The 20,433-nt window shown below is 42.6% G+C and carries 21 protein-coding genes; 13 read left to right on the forward strand and 8 right to left on the reverse strand.

Annotation, left to right across the window (positions count from 1 at the left end):
- Positions 1-22: 22 nt before the first annotated feature.
- Positions 23-199 carry a hypothetical protein gene (locus tag NIES1031_RS24445; protein ID WP_178378161.1) on the forward strand — a complete coding sequence of 59 codons (177 nt, stop codon included), beginning with the start codon at positions 23-25 and terminating at the stop codon, positions 197-199.
- 175 nt (positions 200-374) lie between these two features.
- On the opposite strand, the gene NIES1031_RS16395 is transcribed toward NIES1031_RS24445, so the two are convergent.
- The gene (locus tag NIES1031_RS16395) at positions 375-1,424 is read right to left on the reverse strand and encodes an N-acetyltransferase DgcN family protein (RefSeq protein ID WP_073550583.1); all 1,050 of its coding nucleotides are present in this window, start codon (positions 1,422-1,424) and stop codon (positions 375-377) included.
- Positions 1,414-2,460: a dipeptide epimerase gene (locus tag NIES1031_RS16400; RefSeq protein WP_073550584.1), complete on the reverse strand. Its 1,047-nt coding sequence runs from the start codon at positions 2,458-2,460 to the stop codon at positions 1,414-1,416. The genes NIES1031_RS16395 and NIES1031_RS16400 overlap by 11 nt, the downstream gene beginning before the upstream one ends.
- A gap of 147 nt (positions 2,461-2,607) precedes the next feature.
- Here NIES1031_RS16400 and NIES1031_RS16405 point away from each other — a divergent pair, with 147 nt between their 5' ends.
- Positions 2,608-3,177 (forward strand): NUDIX hydrolase, encoded by a 570-nt coding sequence (locus tag NIES1031_RS16405; protein WP_073550585.1) that lies wholly within the window; start codon positions 2,608-2,610, stop codon positions 3,175-3,177.
- A gap of 20 nt (positions 3,178-3,197) precedes the next feature.
- Here NIES1031_RS16405 and NIES1031_RS16410 read toward each other — a convergent pair whose 3' ends face one another.
- The gene (locus NIES1031_RS16410; protein ID WP_073550586.1) at positions 3,198-4,118 is read right to left on the reverse strand and encodes a nucleoside hydrolase; all 921 of its coding nucleotides are present in this window, start codon (positions 4,116-4,118) and stop codon (positions 3,198-3,200) included.
- Positions 4,119-4,133: 15 nt separating this feature from the next.
- Here NIES1031_RS16410 and NIES1031_RS16415 point away from each other — a divergent pair, with 15 nt between their 5' ends.
- A complete protein-coding gene (locus NIES1031_RS16415; protein WP_073550587.1) occupies positions 4,134-4,565 on the forward strand; it encodes a nucleoside deaminase in 432 nt (143 codons plus the stop codon).
- Positions 4,566-4,610: 45 nt separating this feature from the next.
- Here the strand turns inward: NIES1031_RS16415 and NIES1031_RS16420 are convergent, their stop codons facing one another.
- Together NIES1031_RS16420 and NIES1031_RS16425 are read right to left on the reverse strand one after the other, a co-directional pair.
- Entirely contained in the window at positions 4,611-5,624 is a 1,014-nt protein-coding gene (locus tag NIES1031_RS16420) for a cytochrome d ubiquinol oxidase subunit II (RefSeq protein ID WP_073550588.1), read from the reverse strand.
- A gap of 104 nt (positions 5,625-5,728) precedes the next feature.
- Positions 5,729-7,174 carry a cytochrome ubiquinol oxidase subunit I gene (locus tag NIES1031_RS16425; protein ID WP_073550589.1) on the reverse strand — a complete coding sequence of 482 codons (1,446 nt, stop codon included), beginning with the start codon at positions 7,172-7,174 and terminating at the stop codon, positions 5,729-5,731.
- A 312-nt stretch (positions 7,175-7,486) separates the two neighbouring features.
- On the opposite strand from NIES1031_RS16425, the gene NIES1031_RS16430 reads away from it, so the two are divergent.
- Genes NIES1031_RS16430 through NIES1031_RS16440 form a run of 3 tightly spaced genes read left to right on the forward strand, consistent with a single transcriptional unit; the run spans position 7,487 to position 11,783 of the window.
- A complete protein-coding gene (locus NIES1031_RS16430; RefSeq protein ID WP_073550590.1) occupies positions 7,487-9,739 on the forward strand; it encodes an ATP-binding protein in 2,253 nt (750 codons plus the stop codon).
- Positions 9,736-10,185, forward strand: coding sequence for a response regulator (locus NIES1031_RS16435; protein ID WP_073550591.1), 450 nt, complete (start codon positions 9,736-9,738; stop codon positions 10,183-10,185). Before NIES1031_RS16430 ends, NIES1031_RS16435 begins: the two co-directional genes overlap by 4 nt.
- Positions 10,186-10,187: 2 nt before the next feature.
- Entirely contained in the window at positions 10,188-11,783 is a 1,596-nt protein-coding gene (locus NIES1031_RS16440) for a hybrid sensor histidine kinase/response regulator (RefSeq protein WP_073550592.1), read from the forward strand.
- A gap of 41 nt (positions 11,784-11,824) precedes the next feature.
- On the opposite strand, the gene NIES1031_RS16445 is transcribed toward NIES1031_RS16440, so the two are convergent.
- The 3 genes from NIES1031_RS16445 to NIES1031_RS16455 all read right to left on the reverse strand — a co-directional run bounded on the left by NIES1031_RS16445 (position 11,825) and on the right by NIES1031_RS16455 (position 15,074).
- Positions 11,825-13,201 carry a cytochrome P450 gene (locus tag NIES1031_RS16445; protein WP_073550593.1) on the reverse strand — a complete coding sequence of 459 codons (1,377 nt, stop codon included), beginning with the start codon at positions 13,199-13,201 and terminating at the stop codon, positions 11,825-11,827.
- Positions 13,202-13,246: 45 nt separating this feature from the next.
- Positions 13,247-13,609, reverse strand: a complete 363-nt coding sequence (locus NIES1031_RS16450; protein ID WP_073550594.1) for an S-layer homology domain-containing protein — start codon at positions 13,607-13,609, stop codon at positions 13,247-13,249.
- 262 nt (positions 13,610-13,871) lie between these two features.
- Positions 13,872-15,074, reverse strand: coding sequence for an NAD(P)/FAD-dependent oxidoreductase (locus NIES1031_RS16455; RefSeq protein ID WP_073550595.1), 1,203 nt, complete (start codon positions 15,072-15,074; stop codon positions 13,872-13,874).
- A 154-nt stretch (positions 15,075-15,228) separates the two neighbouring features.
- Here NIES1031_RS16455 and NIES1031_RS16460 point away from each other — a divergent pair, with 154 nt between their 5' ends.
- The 7 genes from NIES1031_RS16460 (at position 15,229) to NIES1031_RS25045 (ending at position 20,406) form a co-directional block, all read left to right on the forward strand.
- On the forward strand, positions 15,229-15,990 hold the full coding sequence (locus NIES1031_RS16460; RefSeq protein ID WP_073550596.1) for a GntR family transcriptional regulator: 762 nt from the start codon (positions 15,229-15,231) through the stop codon (positions 15,988-15,990).
- Positions 15,991-16,245: 255 nt separating this feature from the next.
- Positions 16,246-17,181: a class II glutamine amidotransferase domain-containing protein gene (locus NIES1031_RS16465; protein WP_073550597.1), complete on the forward strand. Its 936-nt coding sequence runs from the start codon at positions 16,246-16,248 to the stop codon at positions 17,179-17,181.
- 65 nt (positions 17,182-17,246) lie between these two features.
- Positions 17,247-17,948: a GltB/FmdC/FwdC-like GXGXG domain-containing protein gene (locus NIES1031_RS16470; RefSeq protein WP_073550598.1), complete on the forward strand. Its 702-nt coding sequence runs from the start codon at positions 17,247-17,249 to the stop codon at positions 17,946-17,948.
- Positions 17,949-17,999: 51 nt separating this feature from the next.
- A complete protein-coding gene (locus NIES1031_RS16475) occupies positions 18,000-19,313 on the forward strand; it encodes an FMN-binding glutamate synthase family protein (protein ID WP_073550599.1) in 1,314 nt (437 codons plus the stop codon).
- 32 nt (positions 19,314-19,345) lie between these two features.
- On the forward strand, positions 19,346-19,939 hold the full coding sequence (locus NIES1031_RS25035) for an acyl-CoA dehydrogenase family protein (protein ID WP_218596832.1): 594 nt from the start codon (positions 19,346-19,348) through the stop codon (positions 19,937-19,939).
- Positions 19,912-20,241: a hypothetical protein gene (locus NIES1031_RS25040; protein ID WP_218596833.1), complete on the forward strand. Its 330-nt coding sequence runs from the start codon at positions 19,912-19,914 to the stop codon at positions 20,239-20,241. The genes NIES1031_RS25035 and NIES1031_RS25040 overlap by 28 nt, the downstream gene beginning before the upstream one ends.
- A gap of 21 nt (positions 20,242-20,262) precedes the next feature.
- Positions 20,263-20,406: a hypothetical protein gene (locus NIES1031_RS25045; RefSeq protein WP_218596834.1), complete on the forward strand. Its 144-nt coding sequence runs from the start codon at positions 20,263-20,265 to the stop codon at positions 20,404-20,406.
- Positions 20,407-20,433: the final 27 nt, after the last annotated feature.

The raw sequence follows: 20,433 nt of genomic DNA on the forward strand, positions 1-20,433 counted from the left end.
TTCTGGACAAGAAGAGATTGGCATGAATGACTCCACAAACAACAACGATGATGCTCACCAAAAGGCTATTGAACAACTTTGGGGAGATAGTTTGAGAAAACTAACACCAAAACAGCGTCAATTAGTCATCGAGATTCTCAAGAACATGAAAAAAAAGAGACCATCACGCTGTCTTCTCAAGGTAAATATTTCAATATAAATAAAAGTTTAACAATTTATTGTATCAAATTTTGCAGATCGAGGTTCGAGCAATTGTTTTCTCAAAGGCAATGAGGAGAGAATTTAGTTAAGTGTAAACGCTTCTAAATTAAGTAATTGTGATAAAATAACTGTAAAATCAATACACTATCTAAGTGATTTATTCTAAGTGCAAGCTATTCTTGCAAAATTGCGTTCAATAGCAGTTCTGTGCTAAAGCGGACAACATCGGTGCAAGGGAGATTTGTATCAGTTTGAACTTGCGCGATCGCAGACTCGGCAGCAGATTGATCTAAATGTGCGGTATTGAGTGCGATTCCCGCAACTTTCACGGGTGCAAACGCACCAGCAGCAGTAGCAACGCTTTCGTAGAGTTTGACAACTTCGGATAAGGGTGGAATCGGTACGTGGGGATGGTTGCGGATGTGCGCTTGTTCGGCACGATGCACTAAAATTAAGTGTGTTGGTTGCGTGCCACGAAGGAGGGGTAACGTTGCCGTTGAACCAGGATGCAATAGCGAACCTTGTCCTTCGATAAAGAGAATGTCGTTATCTGCACCGTAGCGTAAAACGAGTTGTTCGACAGCACCCGCCGCAAAATCGACGCGTACTGCATCTAAGGGAATACCATCACCAGAAATCATAATGCCTGCTTGTCCTGTGGCAAGGAACTGAGAACGCAATCCTTGTTTTTTCGCAGCGGCGTTGAGTTCCAAACTTGCAGACATTTTGCCGACAGCCATATCTGTTCCCACGGTTAACACACGGCGACACGAGAGCGATCGCGCTTTACCACTACCGATGGTTAAATTGGGGGGTTCTTGACGCACATCCCAGATTGTTTGTCCTTTTTGCAGATGTGATCGCAACTCTGGAATTGTGGCAAGTGGAGTGTGCAATCCGTTGACTATGGATAATCCGGCGGTGACGGCGCATTTGATTTCCTGCAACCATGCTTGCGGTAAGACGCCGCCAGAGGGTGCAATACCAATTGCCAGGACATTTGGGGTATAATTTAATGCATCAGCTACTGATGCAACGATCGGGATATCAATTGCGATACCGGTTAATTTAGATAAGGATTCTCCGGCACAATCTTTGTCGATGACAGCAACGATAGGAGATTGACTGTAGCGCAGAAGTGCTAACCCTGTTTTTCCGTTACCATTTCCGCGAATTCCTTCATGTAGCAGAATTGCGATTCGTTGATTCTCTTCAAGCTGCACTGCGTTCTACTCCTAATCCTGGTTTATGATTGGGGATAACCCGCCCTTTATTGAGTATTGCACCGCTAAACGGATCGTCGATTAAATTCATATGGCTATCTAAATCTAAATAATCTGCTAGAGGTGCAAGTTGCGCGGCTGCGGTATTGGCTAGCGCACTATCAGAATAGCAACCAAACATGACTTGTAATCCATAAGCGCGCGCGGTATGTACCATGCGAATTGCTTCGGTTAAGCCTCCAGCTTTCATCAGTTTGATGTTTATGCCATCAACGCAACGTGCAAGTTGCGGAATATCAGCGCTAGTATGACAGCTTTCATCTACAAAAATAGGCAACGGCGATCGCTTTTTTAGTTCTGCTAGTTGTTCTTCTGCACCTTGTGCTAAAGGTTGTTCGATATACTTAACACCCGCATCGGCTAACCAATTGCACATTTCTACTGCATCTTCGAGATTCCACCCACCATTTGCGTCTACAAAGATATCTTGTGTCGTTGCGGCTTCTTTTACTGCTAAGAACATAGCGCGATCAGCGGTGATACCTATGGGATTACCTAGTTTAATTTTAATAACGCGCACGTCGGCAAACTGTAGCCAATCGCGCACTCGCGTTTGTGCGCCTGCGGGGGAATTAATTCCAATTGTGACAGAGGTAGGAACAATGCGCGAGCAATTTAATCCCCAAATTTGCCACAAGGGTAAGCCTACGCACTTACCAAACCAGTCGTGTAACGCCATATCTACTGCTGCTTTTGCTGCTGACGGGAGTTGAGTGTTATGCAGTAGAGTTTCAATTTGCTGGCGCTGCCACGGGGTATAGGCTTCTAATTGGGGAATGATTTGCTGTAATGCTTGTTGGAGAGTTTCTGTGGATTGTCGAGAGTTTGCTAGTGAAAATGGCGATGCTTCTCCCCAGCCAACGATGCGATCATGTTCTAGCTTAATCCACAAGTTTGTTGTTTGGGCTGTTGTTCCTCGACTAATGGTTAAGGGAAAGCGTTTGTTTACGGTGAAGGTTTCAAGTTCGATTCGCATGGAGTAGAGATTGTTTTTTTTATAAACTACATAGGCGTAGCCTTCCCATAGGGTAGGACACAAAGAACACAAAGGTAAGAATTGGAAAGCATTTAGTCTTAGTGTATATGTTACAGTTCTGATTGTTATTTTAAATTTTGGTATTTTATGGATTTAAAAGAATGGAAAATTTTGAGTTCTAGGATGGTTATTGATAATCAATGGTGTAAAGTCCGTCAAGATGAAATTGAGTTACCGAATGGAAAGATTATTGATGACTATTTTATTAATATTCGACTTGATGTCGCTTTGATTTTACCCATCACTAGCAATCAAGAAATTATATTTGTGCGTCAATATCGACATGGTGCAGGTGAAATCTTACTAGAACTTCCTGCAGGAACATTTGATACTCAGCTAGAAGATCCTCAAGTTGCAGCCTTACGCGAATTAAAAGAAGAAACTGGATATATAGCCAAAACAACAATACCACTCGGAATTCTCTACGACAATCCGGTAAAAGACTCGAACAAAATTTATTTATTTCTAGCACAAGATGCTACAAAAGCTGGTCAACAAGAATTAGATCCTACAGAAGAAATAGAAGTCATCCTCATTCCAGTCTCAAAAGTTATGGAAAAAATAGCAATTGGAGAAATCAATGTAGCTGGAACTGTATCTGCTATCTTTATGGGCTTAAACTATCTAAATAACTTACACCTAACCCACAAAATTTGAATGTTTCTCCTCTGCTTCCCCTACCGCTGCCACTGCTGCAAAATATAACCATAAAAACTCGACTTATCAACTTTATCCATTGCCCAAACTTTGCGCCCGCCAGGTGTGATTTTTGTTCGTCCCTGACTTATACCACTTGTCACAATTTCGGTTTCCCATTCGCGTAATTCATAAAACTCTGGATGCGCGAGATAGGCAGTTGCTAAGACATCCCAAAAATAATAATCTTGAGGAATCACCAAGGCGTAACATTGCCCTACTAAATCAGATAGCGGATAGTGACGTTGTTTGCCCATTTGATAGACAATTTCTGATGTCACGGGAACCGTATTCGTTAAATCTAACGGACACATGATAATTTCAATTTGAGTTTGCCAGACTCGCGCTGCTGAAATTGGGTCCCAATATACATTCCACTCCGCCGAACCATCTTGTCCAGCTTCTAAGCTTTTTTCCACATTGCCAGCAACATTCAACGCCCCTCCCATCCAGACAATTTTGGCAATTTTCGCCTCGATTTCTGGCGCGGTATCTAAGGCAACAGCAACTGTTGTGAGTGGACCTGTTACCATCAGTGTTACAGGTTCAGGTGCATCTAGTAACACGCGTACCATAAATTCTTGTCCGGTTTCAGCAACTAAAGGTGTTTTAATTTCGCTTTGATTAAGAATCGGGAGATGATCGACAATGAATGAATCGCGGCGATAAAGTCTGGGGAAAGGATTGATACCGCGTACAGTACTTTCAGCTACTACAATGTCTTCACGCCCCATCAAATCTAGAATCTTGCGCGTCGCGCTAACAGCCGGTTGTGCGTAACAATCCGCCGGAGTCACGACAACGCCTAAAGGTTGTATCCGATCCATCGTCATCAGCAGCATTGTTGCGAGATAATCATCAACACCACCATCGTGATCCATGAGTACGAGTTGTTTGGACATAGTTAGGGAGATTTTATGGATGAATTTATGACGGCGGCGATCGCCGAAGCAAAACAAGGACAAGATGAAGGTGGTATTCCCATCGGTTCGGTACTAGTCAAAGACGGAAAAGTTCTCGGTAAAGGACATAATAAACGCGTTCAAGACGGCGATCCAGTGACTCATGCAGAAATCGATTGTCTACGCAATGCTGGCAGAATTGGTAGTTATCGAGGTACAACGCTGTATTCTACTTTAATGCCTTGCTATCTTTGTGCGGGTGCGGTTGTTCAATTTGGAATCAAGCGAGTTATTGTCGGCGAATCTGAAACTTTTTCTGGGGCTAGAGAATTTATGGAATCTCACGGAGTTGAAGTGATTGACTTAAATTTAGATGAATGCAAAAATATGATGCAAAGATTCATTCACATTAATCCTCAATTATGGAATGAGGATATTGGAAAATAGCAATCAGGACAAGGACTAATTGATCAAGTATTCAAGAAATATTCCTTATTCTCCGTAGGAACCACCCGTAACTTTGCCGCGAAAGACTACATATTGATATAAGTTATAAAATAACATGACAGGAATGAGAAAACCAATGAATATAATCATAATTACGAGTGAACTTGGGTCAGCCGCTGCCTCGTAAATTGTAATTTTAGTAGGAATAATATAAGGAAATACTACTAAAGCTAGCCCAATAAATGTGAGTACAAAAAGTAAAATTGTCCATCCAAAGGGAGCGCGCTCTTCTTTACGATTTAGGCTTTGTAATAATTGCCAAATTAACCACACTCCTAATAAAGGAATTATAGCAAAAACATAAACTAACGGTTGCTGAAACAGACGACTTCTCGCGCTTACGTAAAATATTGGTGTAGTAATTGTAATGAGAATTGCACCAATCAATGTTGTCCAAGCGGCAATCTTTGCAGTTTTGTAGTGGGTTTCTTGTAGTTCTCCTTCAGTTTTCCAAACAAGATACGTCGAACCAATTAAGACGTATCCTTGAATGAGTGTTAACGCGACTAATACCGATTGCCAGCTGAACCAATCCCAGGTACTACCAATAAAGTGTCCTGACTCATCAACTTGAATGCCTTTTAATACACTACCAAGTGCAAAACCTTGACTAAGTGCGGCGACAAAACTACCCGCACCAAAGGCAATATTCCAAAAAAACTTACGCGTTGCTAACTCGCGAAATTCAAACGCTACGGCGCGAAAAATAAATCCAAACACCATCGTGATAATTGGAATATAAAGCGCGTTGAGAATTGTTCCGTAAGCAAGAGGAAATGCACCAAATAAGCCGCCACCCATTAGTACTAACCAAGTTTCATTAGCATCCCAAATATTACTTAAACTAGTCATTAATAGCCCTCGGCGTTCCTCATCTGAAGAGGTAAGCGATAGAATACCAACTCCCAAATCAAATCCGTCTAGCATGACATAGAGGAAGAGAAATAAAGCTAAAATTGCAAACCACACCTGAGGTAAAAAATACTCTAGTGTTTCCATAAGATTAAGTTTAGGTAAGTGTTGATATTTTCTTGTAAAGAATAATAATGGGCAATCGGTAGTATGAAGCAATTACCAATTACCTCTTATCGTTTACCAATCAATTATTGTTCGGCTTCGACAGGACGTTCGTCGGGAACGAATCTACCAGGCTTTGTATCGACCGCTGGTTTGGTAATTTCTAACTCAGGTAATGGTAATTCTAAGTTTGGTCCTCTGCGGATAATCCGACTACCGAAGTACAAAGCAGCAATAAATAACATTGTGTAGACAGTGGCAAAGCTGATCAGTGAGACTAAGACATTGCTCGCCGGAAGATGAGACGCAGCATCGACAGTACGGATTTGGTTATACAATGTCCACGGTTGGCGACCTACACAGCGCACGATCCAACCAGATTCTACCGCAATGTATCCCAATGGTGCCGCGAAAATCCAACCGAGCATCAACCACCGTTGTTGGCTAATGTTTTCTGGTGATAGCTTACCGCGTAGCCACTGCACAGTGCTGAGTAGCATCAAGCCAGCAAAGAAAAACCCGATCGCAATCATCGTCCGGAAGGCATAGTAGATTAAACCAACTAAATGCGGACGATCTTCGGGTTTCCACTCGCTTAAGCCGCGTACAGGTTCAGAAAGATTTTTCTTGAATTCGAGAATGTAGCCTAATGCATTGGGAACCGTAATTTCCCAGTCGTTTCTTTCGGCTTTGTCGTTGGGAAGTGCAATTAAACTCCAATCGGCGGGTTGTCCTGCGGGTGTGGTTTGCCACTGGGCTTCCATCGCAGCGAGTTTTGAGGGTTGGTAGTGGTAAACTTGTTCGCCACTTAAATGTCCAATATAAATTTGTAATGGAGCAACAGCGATCGCAGCTGCTAAAACAATTTTCAATGACTTGGAAAAGAATGCGCTTTGACGATTTTTGAGAATGTACCACGCACTAATTCCCCCAATGACAAATAAGGAAGTCTCTAGCGTGGCAAAAAACATATGCAACACGCTGTTTACCATAAACGGATTGAGGATCGCTTGAAAGTAATCGTGGACAATGAATTTACCATCGACCATTTCTCCACCTGCGGGCGTTTGCATCCAAGAATTTGCTGTCAAAATCCATAGCGTCGATAAGTTTGCACCAACAGCAACAAGAATTGTCGACAGCAGGTGAACAATAGGATTGACGCGCTCCCAGCCGAAGAGCATAATACCTAAAAATGCCGCCTCTAGCATAAATGCCCAGGAAGCTTCAAATCCAATAACGCTCCCGAAAAAATTACCAACGGCTTCAGAAAAAGGTGCCCAGTTCGTGCCAAACTGAAATTCCATCGGAATGCCAGTGGCTACCCCAATGCCAAAATTGAGTACGTAAAACTTTGACCAAAAGCGTGCGTGATAATAGTAGTCAGCATTGCGCGTTTTAAGCCATAAGCCCTCGACAATCACTAGATATATTCCCATACCTGTTGTGAGTACAGGCCACAGCATATGGAATATTGCAGTAAGGGCAAATTGCATTCGTGACAGCGCTACAGTATTAGATAACAACTCCATATGCATTCCCTGATTTTCAATTAATTGGGTTTAGAATGATTATTGTTAACCTAGCTTGAAATAGCTTCTAGACATAATATATTAAGACTATTAGTCAAGAACGCAATTCACTTAAAATTTTGAAATAATTCTCAATATCGCTGGGGCAAAGGGTAGAGAATAGTTACAATTTAAGCCTGGGCATTTCAGACTGGAGAATTTGAAGTATTGATCTTCAATTAAGGCATAGTGAAGGTCTTAGCCATTGTTTATCGCTGTTTTAAGTGCGTTTTAAAACTCAAGTAAACTCACAATTTCTTTCAAAGGAAGCGTATGAGTCAAAGTGAAGATAGAATCATCGTCCAAACCGTAAATTTAACAGCATATGATAAAGAATTTCTTCATCTTTCTGGCGCGATTCAGCCGCATGGTATACTTTTTGCACTCAAAGAACCTCAGTTAGAAATTATTCAGGTTAGTAATAATACATTTGAATTGCTTGGTTTTCATCCTCAAGCATTACTCAATCAAAGCTTAAAAGACTTATTAACTCCTACAGAATTGCTTTTTATCGAAGGATGCTTAGTCAAAGATTTTGAAAGCGTTAATCCAATCAAGCTTTCAATCGACATGAGTAATAATATTAAAAATTTTGATGGTATCCTGCATCGCTGCAATGGCGTACTTATTCTAGAATTAGAACCTAAGCTAACACAAGAGGATAGAAATTTCATTAGGTTTTATCATTTGGTAAAGGGTGCGATCGCTAAGCTGCAAAATGCGCCAACGATGTCGGGAATGTGTCAAGATATCACGCAAGAGGTACAAAATCTAACAGGCTTTGACCGCGTGATGATTTATCAGTTTGATGGTAAACAAGCGGGCAAAGTTATTGCTGAAGAAAAACGCGAAGATTTAAATTCTTATTTAGGTTTACACTATCCTGCTTCAGATATTCCTGACCAAGCCAAAAAACTTTATACACGCAATCGGCTGCGGTTGATTCCTGATATAAATTCGCAGCCAAAAGAATTAGTTCCCGCGCAGAATCCAATCACAAATGAACCACTTGATTTAAGCTACGCGGTGTTAAGAAGTGTTTCTCCATGCCATTTAGAATACCTCAGAAACATGGGCGTTACCGCTTCGATGTCAATTTCATTAAATAAAGATAAAAAATTATGGGGATTGATTGCTTGTCATCACTATTCTCCTAAGTATGTCTCGTATGAAGTTCGGACGGCGTGTGAGTTTTTAGGACAAGTCATGTCTTTAGAATTAGCAGCTAAAGAAGAAAATGAAAATCTAGACTACAAAATCAAATTAAAATCAATTCAAGCCCAATTTATTGAAGCAATGCCCTTAACAGAAAACTTCATGGATGGTTTAGTTAAGGATAAAGATAATTTACTTCAATTAGTTGCTGCACAAGGCGTCGCAATTTGTGCGAATGGCGATTTATCGATTGCAGGGGAAACGCCTAGTAAAAGTGATATTTATAATTTGATTGAATGGGTTGAAGCGAAGATTGATAATGACATTTTTTACACAGATTGTTTACCTAGGCTTTATCCGACAGCCGAGAAATTCAAAGACGTTGCGAGTGGTTTGATTGTCTTATCAATTTCGCAGACTCAGAAAAATTACGTTTTGTGGTTTCGCCCTGAAGTCATTCAAACAGTTAACTGGGGTGGCGACCCATATAGTAGTGTTGAGTTATCACCACGTAAATCGTTTGAACTTTGGCAAGAAACCGTGCGATCGCAGTCGTTACCGTGGAAACAATGCGAGATTGATGCCATCATAGAATTGCGGAGTGCGATCGTCGGAATTGTTTTACGTAAAGCGGATGAACTCGCACGAATTAATATCGAATTAGCACGCAGTAACAGCGAACTCGATGCATTTGCTTATATTGCTTCGCACGATCTAAAAGAACCACTGCGGGGAATTCATAACTACTCAAACTTTTTGATTGAAGATTACGCGGATGTTCTTCAAGCCGAAGGAGTCTCGAAACTTCAAACCCTCGTGCGTTTAACGCAGCGCATGGAAGACTTAATAAATTCACTCCTTCATTTTTCGCGCTTAGGGCGCGTGGAATTGACGCTACAAAAGACAGATTTAAATGAATTAGTCAACAGTGTTATTGATATTCTTAATATTAGCTTAAAAGAAACTGAGGTTGATATCCGCCTTCCTCGACCTTTGCCATCAGTTTACTGCGATCCAGTTCAGATAAGTGAAGTGTTTAGTAATTTAATTAGTAATGCTATCAAATATAATAACAAGCCTAACAAATTAGTAGAAGTTGGCTTTTTAGATACTGCGTTGAACAAGCCAGAATATATAGTTTTTTACGTAAAAGATAACGGAATTGGAATTAAAGAGAAACATTTCGATGCAATTTTTCGGATTTTTAAACGCTTACATCCACTGAATAAATACGGAGGTGGTACAGGTGCAGGGTTAACGATCGCCAAAAAGATTGTCGAACGTCATAACGGCGAAATTTGGGTAAAATCAGCCTACGGAGAAGGAAGTACTTTTTATTTTACATTGCCAAGTGTGAGGGTGAGTCAATGACAGGATCAACTCAACCACTACTCTTAATTGAAGATAGTGATGAAGATTTTGCAGCGTTTGAACGAATTCTCCGCAAAGCATCAATTACAAACACTATCTATCGGTGTGTTGATGGAGATGAGGCTTTAGATTTCCTCCATCATAAAGGGCAATATAGTAACTCAAAAGCACCACGCCCAGGAATTATTCTTCTTGATCTTAACTTGCCAGGAACCGATGGTAGAGAAGTTTTAGAACAAATTAAGCAAGATAACGAACTCAAGATGATTCCGGTTGTAGTGTTTACCACTTCTTCTAATCCAAAAGATATCGAAGTCTGTTATCGCTATGGAGTTAACGGTTATATCATTAAACCAATTGATGTCAAAAAATTGATGCGAACTATCCAAGTTTTAATCGATTACTGGTTTGAAGCAGTCATTCTTCCTAACTCAGTAAGAGGATAATTATGGTACAAAGACGGACAATTGTAATTATTGATGATTGTCAAGAAGATCGAGATACCTATCGCCGTTATTTACTCAAAGATGAGACGTACAAATATGATATTTTTGGCGAAGAGTATGGCGAAGATGGCTTAGAATTGTGCAACTCAGTTCAACCAGATGTCATTTTATTAGATTTCTTGCTACCAGATATTAATGGGTTGGAATTCTTGAGTCAGCTGCAGTTGCAAACAGGTAAAACCAACCTACCTGTGATTATGCTCACAGGTCAAGGCAATGAAGTGATCGCCGTCCAAGCAATGAAAAGCGGTGCGTCTGACTACTTAGTTAAAGGAGAAACAACCGCAGAAAGCCTGCGAATCGCAATTCATAACGCGATTAAACGCACCCATCTGCAAAACTTACTTGCCCAAAGCGAACAGCGATTTCAGACTTCTGTCGAAACAATGCTCGATTGTTTTGGAATTTGCAATAGCATTCGCAACGATAATGGTGAAATTATAGACTTTACAATCGAATATGTCAATGCTGCCGCTTGCGCGTTTAATTCAATGAGCGCCGCCGAACAAATTGGCGCTTCATTACTGAGATTACCGCTATTTTCCCAAGCTGGGCTATTTGACGAGATGTGCCAAGTCGTGGAAACCGGCAAACCGCTGGCAAAAGAAGTTCTCGTGTATGCAGATGACGATCGACCGCAGATTCATAAAGCCTTAGATATCCGCGTGACGCAATTAGGTGACGGTTTTGCGATCGCCTGGCGCGATATTACAGATCGCAAATGCTTAGAAGAAGAACGCGCGCAATTACTACTGCAAGAACAACTCGCACGTAGTGCAGCTGAAGCCGCCAACCACTCAAAAGATGTCTTTCTCGCCATGGTTTCACACGAGTTGCGTAACCCCTTAACTGCTATCTTGATGTATGCGCAGCTACTGCAAGCGCAAAAGTTAAAAGCAGATCAAATTTCTCGCGCTTACGAAACAATTGAACGCAACGTCAGGTTACAAAAACAACTGATCGATGATCTACTCGATGTATCGCGCATTGTCTCTGGTAAGCTGCACTTAACTATGCAATGCGTTGATTTGGTTGTTATACTGCAAGCTGCAATCGATGCTGTGCATCCGCTAGCCGCAGCAAAAGCGATTCAGCTAGAACTTGCCATTGCACCACATCAAAATCAACACGATGTCACAACTCCCTCAGTACTGTTCTACGGTGACGCGACGCGCTTACAGCAAGTATTCTGGAACTTACTATCAAATGCAATTAAGTTTACACCAAATCAAGGGCGCGTTCAAACCAAGTTAGAGTATGGTGATCGCGCGATTCAAATTACCGTCAGCGATACTGGGCAAGGAATTAGCCCTGATTTTTTACCACACGTCTTTGAGCGATTTCGTCAAGCTGATACAACACGCCAAGGTGGATTAGGTTTAGGACTAGCGATCGTCGATCATATTGTGCAACTTCATGGTGGCTTCGTCAAGGTCGAGAGTCCAGGCGTTGATCAAGGCGCAACCTTTACAATCGAATTCCCAAAAACAAACACTCCTCAAACTCAAACCACATCAGATTGTCTATCCGTAATTTAAGAGCGATTAGCAATTAACACTCATTTTTAATTACCACTTTTCTAAACCAACGCTGGAGATTTCTGCGTCCGCACTTGTTTCACAACCATGCGCAAATTTCCCGAAGGCGCAACCGTCAACCCTCGACGAGTCGGCTTAATTGGTGTTTTCGTTGCGAGTTGCAAATCGTATTGCGTCAAAATTGTTGCCAAGACTAATTTCATCTCAAACTGTGCAAACGCGAGTCCAATACAACGACGATTTCCACCACCAAACGGTAAATATTCATAGGGTGAAAACTGTCTTTCAAGAAAACGTTCGGGTTTGAAACGCTTCGGGTCGGGATAGAGATCTTCGCGGTGATGCGTTAAATAAACTGAGGGAAGTAACAGCGTACCAGGTTCAAAGTGATAGCCCATAATTTCGATTGGCGATCGCACAACGCGCGGAAATGTATTAATCGCAATCGGATAAATTCGCAAAGTTTCGCAGCAAACCGCATTTAAATACAGTAGCCGTACAACTGCGCTAGGATGGGCATTCGGTGGAAGTGTATCGAGTTCTTGCAATAACTTCTCTCGGACTTCGGGTAAGTTGTCAATCCAGTACAACGCCCACGATAAAGCTGAAGCCGTCGTTTCATGTCCAGCAAAAAGTAATGTCACCAGTTCATCACGCAGTTCGCGATCAGTCATTGGTTGACCATTTTCGTCGCGTGCTTGTAAGAGTAAACTAAGGATGTCATCGCTGTGAACATCCGCTGCTCGACGGGCAGTAATTTCAGCATAAATTAATTGGTCGATTTGCGATCGCAAGTTCAAAAAACGTCCCCAGGGACTCCATACCCCCCAATCTTTCTGTAGCGAGGGAAAAAATAGCAGCATCGAACTCATCGGAGAACTTACCGCGTCTAATAGCCGCGTCAAAAGTTTTCTCAGTTCCTCAAAGCGATCACCTTGATGTAAGCCAAACACAGCACTCAAAATCACGCGCAAGGAAATTTCTTGCATTGATGCACGGACGTTGAAGGGTTTCCCAACTTCCCAACGGCTAATGACTTGTTGCGTTATATCGCGAATAATCTCGCCATACGCTTTTAAGCGATCGCCGTGAAAGGGTGGCATTAATAGCTTGCGCTGGCGTTGATGCGCAACTCCATCGAGTAAAATTAATGAGTGATCTCCTAGCAGTGGTAATAATATACGGTTTGCACCACTACTATCAAACGTTCCCGCAGGCGCGCTAAAAATTTGCTGGAGGGCTTCAGGGTTGCTGATGTAAACGACGAGTGGTGTTACGTTCTTGGCAACTACGTAAACGTCACCGTACTGCTGATAGCGTTTTTCAAGTATTGCTAGCGGATTAAAAATCCACCGCAGCATATTGATTCTACGCTGTATGAATGATGGGCTGGGACCATCGAGAATCTGGTTATCCATAACTTAGAGCAGAAAAAGAGAAAATAGAGAATGTATTCAAGGTTTCTATTTTGTGGCTGGTGGATTGCCTACTCTACCGTTGAGTTCGCGAATTTCGGCGTTGAGTTCGCGTTGGCGTTGAATTAAAGCTTCAAAATCAGCGCGTGTTGCTAGGTTTTCGCGGTTAGGCAGCAGTTGATTTACGCGGTCTAGGCAAGCGTTTAATCCCGCTGCAAATTCGTAGCGCGTCACCGGGCGATCACCTCGGAACGTTCCATCCGGATACCCTGAAAGGCAACCAGGTTGCGCGTTATTACTTGGGACTTGGGTGTTTGGCGTTTGTGCTAACGCGCTTGATGTATAAAGGCTTGCTGCAATCAAAGGTGTCGTGATCGCACTTTGTATTAGGGTTTTTAAGAGCTTGGACATTTTAATATTCCGATTTCGATATGTTGGGTAATGGTTTCGAGCCTTTTTACCCGTTATCTACCTATCTCTTATTTTGCAACGTCCTCTACTACCACTATTTATCTCAACGTTGAAATGCTTAAGAATGTTTCCGTTGTGATTAGGAAGTATTACTTATTTGAGTTGAAGAGTATTCCTGCTATGATGTTTATCATAGTAACAATTTATAGTAAAAAATACTTTATACCTAAACTTTGGGTTTGGCAAGCACTTTTTACTACTTTTATCGTAATCCTTTTGCTTTGCCATAAGTGATAGGTGATTTAATAAAGTCATCTTCTTGAAAACGACTGAAGCGAAAGAGATTTAACTTATCAATTCTAGAGCGATCGCCGAGAATAAATTGACTCATCAATTCACCAATAATCGGGCTGAGTTTGTAACCGTGACCGCTAAAACCGACCGCACAGTATAAGCCTGGAATGCAAGCGAGGTGGTCGATAATCGGTTGATAATCGGGTGTAACGCCCCAGATTCCCGAGTACTTCGCAACAACTTTGCCTTTTTCAAGAATTGGATAGCGTTGAATCAGTTTGTGGTGTAATTCTTCAGTAATTTGCGGATAAATTTGTCCGTGAAAATCATCAGCATCTTGTAACATAAATTGTGGATGATGTTTAGGGTCAGAATTGCCAATTCGCGTATAAGGTTGCTGCGGATCTGAGCGTGAATAGGAAAGATTGACCAAATCAGACACAACAGGATGATTTTGCAAAAATTCTACTGGTCTTTGAACAACAACAACGTGTTCCACAACCGGATGAACAGGAAATTCTAACCCCAAATTTTGCGTGAATTTTCTTGCCCACGGACCAACACAATCAATAACGGTACGCGTAGCGATCGCCCCTTGAACAGTCACAACACTTTGAACTTTGCCTGCTGCATCCAACTCGATATCTTTAACAGGCGTATGCGTGAGAACTTCTACCCCCAAATCTGCGGCGCGTTGAGCAAACGCCAAAGTTGTTTGTGGTGGACTACCATAACCCGAATGTGGTTCATACGCTACAGCAGCGACATCGTTAAGGTTGAGGTGAGGAATTTGTGCTTGCACTTGCTGTAAATCCATCAAATCAACCTTGATATTCATTGATTGATGCATTTGCACAACAGTGTTAAGCGTGGCGACATCCGATTCTCCGACTAACACGAAGTAACCGCAAGGATTAAACCCACTGTCGTAACCACCATAGAGTTCTTTAAAATTGTGAAAGCGTTGTTGAGACAGATAGGCTAGTTCGGCTAAAACAGGGTGTGTATAGTGCGTACGAACAATCCCGATACCCTTACCCGATGCACCATTCGCGAGTTCTTTTTGTTCTAGCAGTACTACCTTACCCGCGTGATTTTGTGCCAAGTACAACGCAACTGATGCACCAATACACCCTCCACCAACTACAACAATATCTGCTGTCTCAGCCATTCAGAATTCTCCTAATGAAAGTCTAGAGGTGATGGGTGATGAATACCTGACATTAATTCAAGGAGCTTATTATAACAAGTATACTGGAATTGATCTAGAGCCATAGCAAAAGCGATACATGACACAATTAAAGAAAGGCTCTCAAATATTTTCAATGACATCGATAGTAGCAGTTAATTCCAACCTTCCCTTGCATTTAGCAATTTCAGAAAAGCTACGCGACCAAATTTTGAGTGATGAATACGCACCAGGAGAGCAACTACCGAGCGAACATCAGTTGATGTTGCAATTTAATGTGAGTCGAATTACTGTGCGCCGCGCGATCGCCAATTTAGCCAATCAAGGGTTAGTGATTTCGCATCGCGGCAAAGGAGTTTTCGTTAAAGATCGCAAGAAGGTGACGCGATCGCTATCAAATCCGTTGATCTTCTTTGATGAAGACATGGCGCGTCAAGGTTCTACCGCTAGCATTCACAGCCTCAGTTTTGATACCGTTGTGCCTTCGCCCAAGGTGTGTAAGCAGTTACAGCTAGAGGAGGGTACGCCACAAGTTTACTGCCAGAAAAAGGTCATCCTCACTGATCAAAATCCTGTTGCAGTAGACATTACCTACATTCCGTTTGAGTTGGGAAAGACATTTGCAACCGAACTACAATCAAGCTTAATTTACCCGACACTTGATAGCAATGGTGTAGCGATCGAACGCGTGGCAACAATCATTGAATGCACCCATGCGACGCACGAAGTCAGCGAATACTTAGACATACCTCTAGGTGCGCCGTTGCTTGTCAATCGCTACGTGGCTTATACAACAGGAGACAAACCAGTTATTTGCGGCGAGACGCTTTCACGCGCTGATACTTTGTGCTACTCGGTGACGTTGACAAAGCAGGATACTACTGTTCAGCGTGCTTAGGAAACTCCAGAGAATTGGTAATTTTAGAAACAGATTGACTTATCTATTCTTGTTATAACAAGATAAAATTTACCTAGCTATAGCAATCGTAGTTTGAGATGTTGGTCTTTTAGAAATAAATCACATAGGCGTAGCCTTCCCGTAGGGTAGGACACAAAGCACACAAAGGAAAGACAAGGGAAGAGTTAGAGACGATTTTTTCTAAATTATTTCAGGTTGCTATATTTCAGCTTTATGCTTCGGGAGGGATAGATTGTGTGTGGTATAGCAGGAATTATTTATCGTCAACCTGAAATATACAAGAATTTAGGTAACGATCTCCTAAGATTAATTCAACCACTAGAAACACGAGGACCTGATTCTTGTGGAGTAGGAGTTTATGGCTCAGCAACGCAGCAATTAAAAATTCTGTTATTTGCTGCGCAAGACGTCTCTTGGGAAGAAGTAAAACACTGGTGGGAAAAGCAAACTAAAGTTATTGAATTTGATGCGATCGCGAACGGTAGGCGGATCATTCTAGACACAACAGATAAGCCATTAAACTTAGCACAGATTAAGCCACACTTAGCAATTTCTTTTCCGCAACTACATTTGATGAGTACAGGGCAGCTATTAGAAATATACAAAGAAGTTGGCACAGCAGAAAACTTATTTCAGAAGTACCAATTAAACAACTATACCGGAAGTCATGGAATCGGACACACGCGCATGGCAACCGAATCAATCGTCGACACGTTCCACTCGCATCCCTTCACCTCAGCACCCGATTTATGCATTGTGCATAACGGACAAATTTCTAACTACTACAAACTGCGATTTTCTTTAGAAAAAAAAGGCATCGTGTTTGAAACTGACAACGATTCCGAAGCGATCGCACACTACATCCGCTACCAGCTTTTGCAAGGCTTCTCGCTCGAACAATCCCTACAAAATCTCCTCAACGACATCGACGGTACATACACATTTCTCGTCGCCACCGCCGATAAAATTGGACTCGTCCGCGATAAATTTGCTGCCAAACCAGCAGTCATTTACGAAACACCAGAAATGGTTGCGATCGCCTCCGAATACCGCTGCTTCCTCAACCTTCCCCACTACAATCCCAACGCCAAAATTTCCGAACCCGACGCCGGAGAAATCAAAACATGGTCAACCACCAATAAACCAACCCCACATCTAGAACTCGTATAAACTTCTCCTCCATTAATCTTCCTCTGTGCCCTCTGCGCCTAGTAAGGTTCGTTTCCTAACCCGCTATGCACCAAACAATCCCTCAACAAACCCTCATCGACTGCACCAACCTCACCACCCGCGAAATCAATCAAAAACTCAAAGCCCTAGCATCCGAAAGTATCCCCACCGTCAAACTCCTCAACCCCGCCGGAAGACACAACCTTGCCGTCGGCATTACCCAGAACATTGCCATCTCAATCGAAGGCCCCGTAGGATACTACTGTGGCGGACTAAGCGAGAATATCAACATCGAAGTTTTTGGTGACTGTGGTTGGTCAGTCGGCGAAAATTTCATGAGTGGTAACATTACAATTCACGGCAACGCTTCCGCCAACGCCGCCGCATCTGCCCAAGGAGGTAAAATATGCGTTCTTGGTCATGCAGGAGCGCGTGCGGGAATTTCGCTCAAAGGTGCAACAATCATTGTGACTGGTAATGTCGGCTACGGTTCGGCATTTATGATGCAGCAAGGATGCATGATTGTGTGTGGCAATGCAGGAGCAAATTTAGCCGATTCCATCTACGATGGTGTCATTTTTGTCGGCGGAGAAATCAACTCATTAGGTGCAGACGCCAAACTTGAACCGATGAACAATGCTGATTGGCAACTTTTAGAACAAGAACTATCAATACTCAATATTAGTGCCAAAAATTACAACTTTAAAAAAGTTATTTGTGCTAAACAACTGTATCACTTCAAAGCGAAAGATTGGGCGAATTATTAGGGGCGAGGAGCGTGAGAGAGAAGAGATTAGTGATGAAAAGAGGGTAGGGGAATGGAGAGAGAACAAGTATTAAAGACAAGTAGTACATATACACCCGAAGTGATCGCCGCAATTCAAGAACGCGCAGAACTAGGTCGCTATATGATTCGTGGTTATGGGGCGTTTCGTAATGTTCCGCGATTTGACGATCTCGTTTTTCTCACGACTTCCCTGACACGACTTCCTCTCGAAGGCTACCGCGAGAAATGCACAACGAAAACTCTAATTGGTACGCGCTACGCCCAACGCCCGATGGAGTTAGATATCCCAATTACAATTGCCGGAATGAGTTTCGGGGCGCTGTCTTACAATGCTAAAGTTGCTCTAGGACGGGCTGCAACATTACTCGGAACCTCAACAACGACGGGTGATGGGGGAATGTTACCTGCTGAACGCGAAGCATCCTCCAAGTTAGTTTATCAGTGTCTCCCTTCACGTTATGGTTTTAACCCGACAGATTTGAAAAAAGCTGATGCAATTGAAATTGTTGTCGGACAAGGTGCAAAACCTGGTGGTGGTGGTTTACTCTTAGGGCAAAAAGTAAACAAAGTCGTCGCTGGAATGCGGACATTACCCGAAGGCGTCGATCAGCGATCGCCGTGTCGTCACCCTGATTGGATTGGTCCTGACGATCTCAGAATAAAAATAGAAGAATTGCGCGAAGCAACTGACTGGGAAATTCCGATTTACGTCAAAATGGGTGCTACCCGCGTTAAAGATGATGTCAAACTTGCGGTCAAAGCGGGTGCAGATGCGATCGTTCTCGATGGGATGGAAGGCGGAACCGCCGCGACGCAAAGCATTTTTCAAGAACACACCGGAATTCCCACACTTCCCGCACTTGTACAAGCCGTAGAAGCTTTACAAGAAATCGGCGTTTACGGCGAAGTACAGCTAATCATTTCCGGTGGTATTCGTTCAGGACCTGATGTTGCTAAAGCTTTAGCTCTAGGTGCAGATGCTGTCAGTTTGGGAACTGCAACTTTAATCGCGATGGGTTGTAATAAACCTGTATATATAGAAGATTACCACAAATTAGGCACTGAACCTTACCACTGTCACCATTGCCATACCGGAATGTGTCCAGTAGGTATTACAACACAAGATGCAGAGTTAATGCAACGGCTACCCGTTGACGAAGCCACAACTTATGTTGCAAACTACTTGCAATCCTTAGTTATGGAAATCCAAAGTTTAGCCCGTGCTTGCGGTAAATCGAACGTCCATAACCTCGAACGCGAAGACTTAGTTGCACTCACCCTTGAAGCTTCTGCAATGGCAAAACTACCGCTTGCCGGTACAGATTTTATCATGGGGCAGTCGTAGAAAGAGCAAAAGCAAAATAACTACTAACCACTATGACAACAAAATCTTGGGGTCCAGAAGCATTTTGGGGACTAGACTATAACTTCGCTCCGCAGTGGGTATTGACACCAGCCCAACAAAAACTACAAGCAAAAATGATTGACTTGTGTGCAACAACACTACGCCCAAACGCAGTGGAATCTGACGAAAATCTCGCTTATCCACGTAAGAACTTTGAGGCTTTAGCTTCCTTAGGATTGCTCGGTTTATTAGTGCCTAAAAAGTGGGGTGGTTTAGGCGAGAATCATACTTGTGCGGCGATGGTGGTAGAAGCGATCGCGCGTTATGGTTGTCCGAGTACCGCAATGTGCTACACAATGCATTTATGCGCGACAGCCGCAGCGTTATTTCGTGCGGAACATAATCTTGAATTACAAAAAGTCTTACAACGCTTAGATCGTGACGTATTCATTAGTACGCTATCTTATTCCGATCCTGAAACTGGTTCGCACTTTTGGTATCCTGCCTGTTTCTTCCAAAGCCGAAAAAGTAGCCATAGGTTGGCAAGTCACAAAAAAAGCTTCATGGACAACTTCAGCCGGATTTGCCGATTGGTACATTGTGCAAACTACCAGTCCCGAATTTAACGGCAACTACTCTGACTTATCTTGTTTTTTTAATTTATGCTAATAATGCTTTAGGTTTACGCGGCAATCAATCTGGTACTCTGCTTGTCGATAATGTTACTATACCTCCCGAACGAATGGTAGGTTTCAAAGGTGACGGCGTGGCTTCTAATGACGAAACCGTCGATCCGTTTTTCTTATTGTGCTCCTCCGCCTGCTGGAATGGAATTGCATTGGGTGCGATCGATATTGCTAAACGCCACACGACACAGAAAAAACACATAGACGTAGGAATGCGCGTTGCAGATTATCCCACAATTTAAGATTATTTTGGCGAAGCAATTATGGAAACAAATGCTTCCCGCAACTTCGTGTTTTCTATTGCCAAGCTGATGGACGATATCACAAATCAATGTGATTGGTCAATTCACCAAGATGTTACAGCAATGCCACGTTCTGCGGGAGCATGTCACCGTTGCACTAAGTAGAAATGCTTGAAAAGTTAGGCTATATCG

The organism is Chroogloeocystis siderophila 5.2 s.c.1, assembly GCF_001904655.1.
Classification (GTDB): domain Bacteria; phylum Cyanobacteriota; class Cyanobacteriia; order Cyanobacteriales; family Chroococcidiopsidaceae; genus Chroogloeocystis; species Chroogloeocystis siderophila.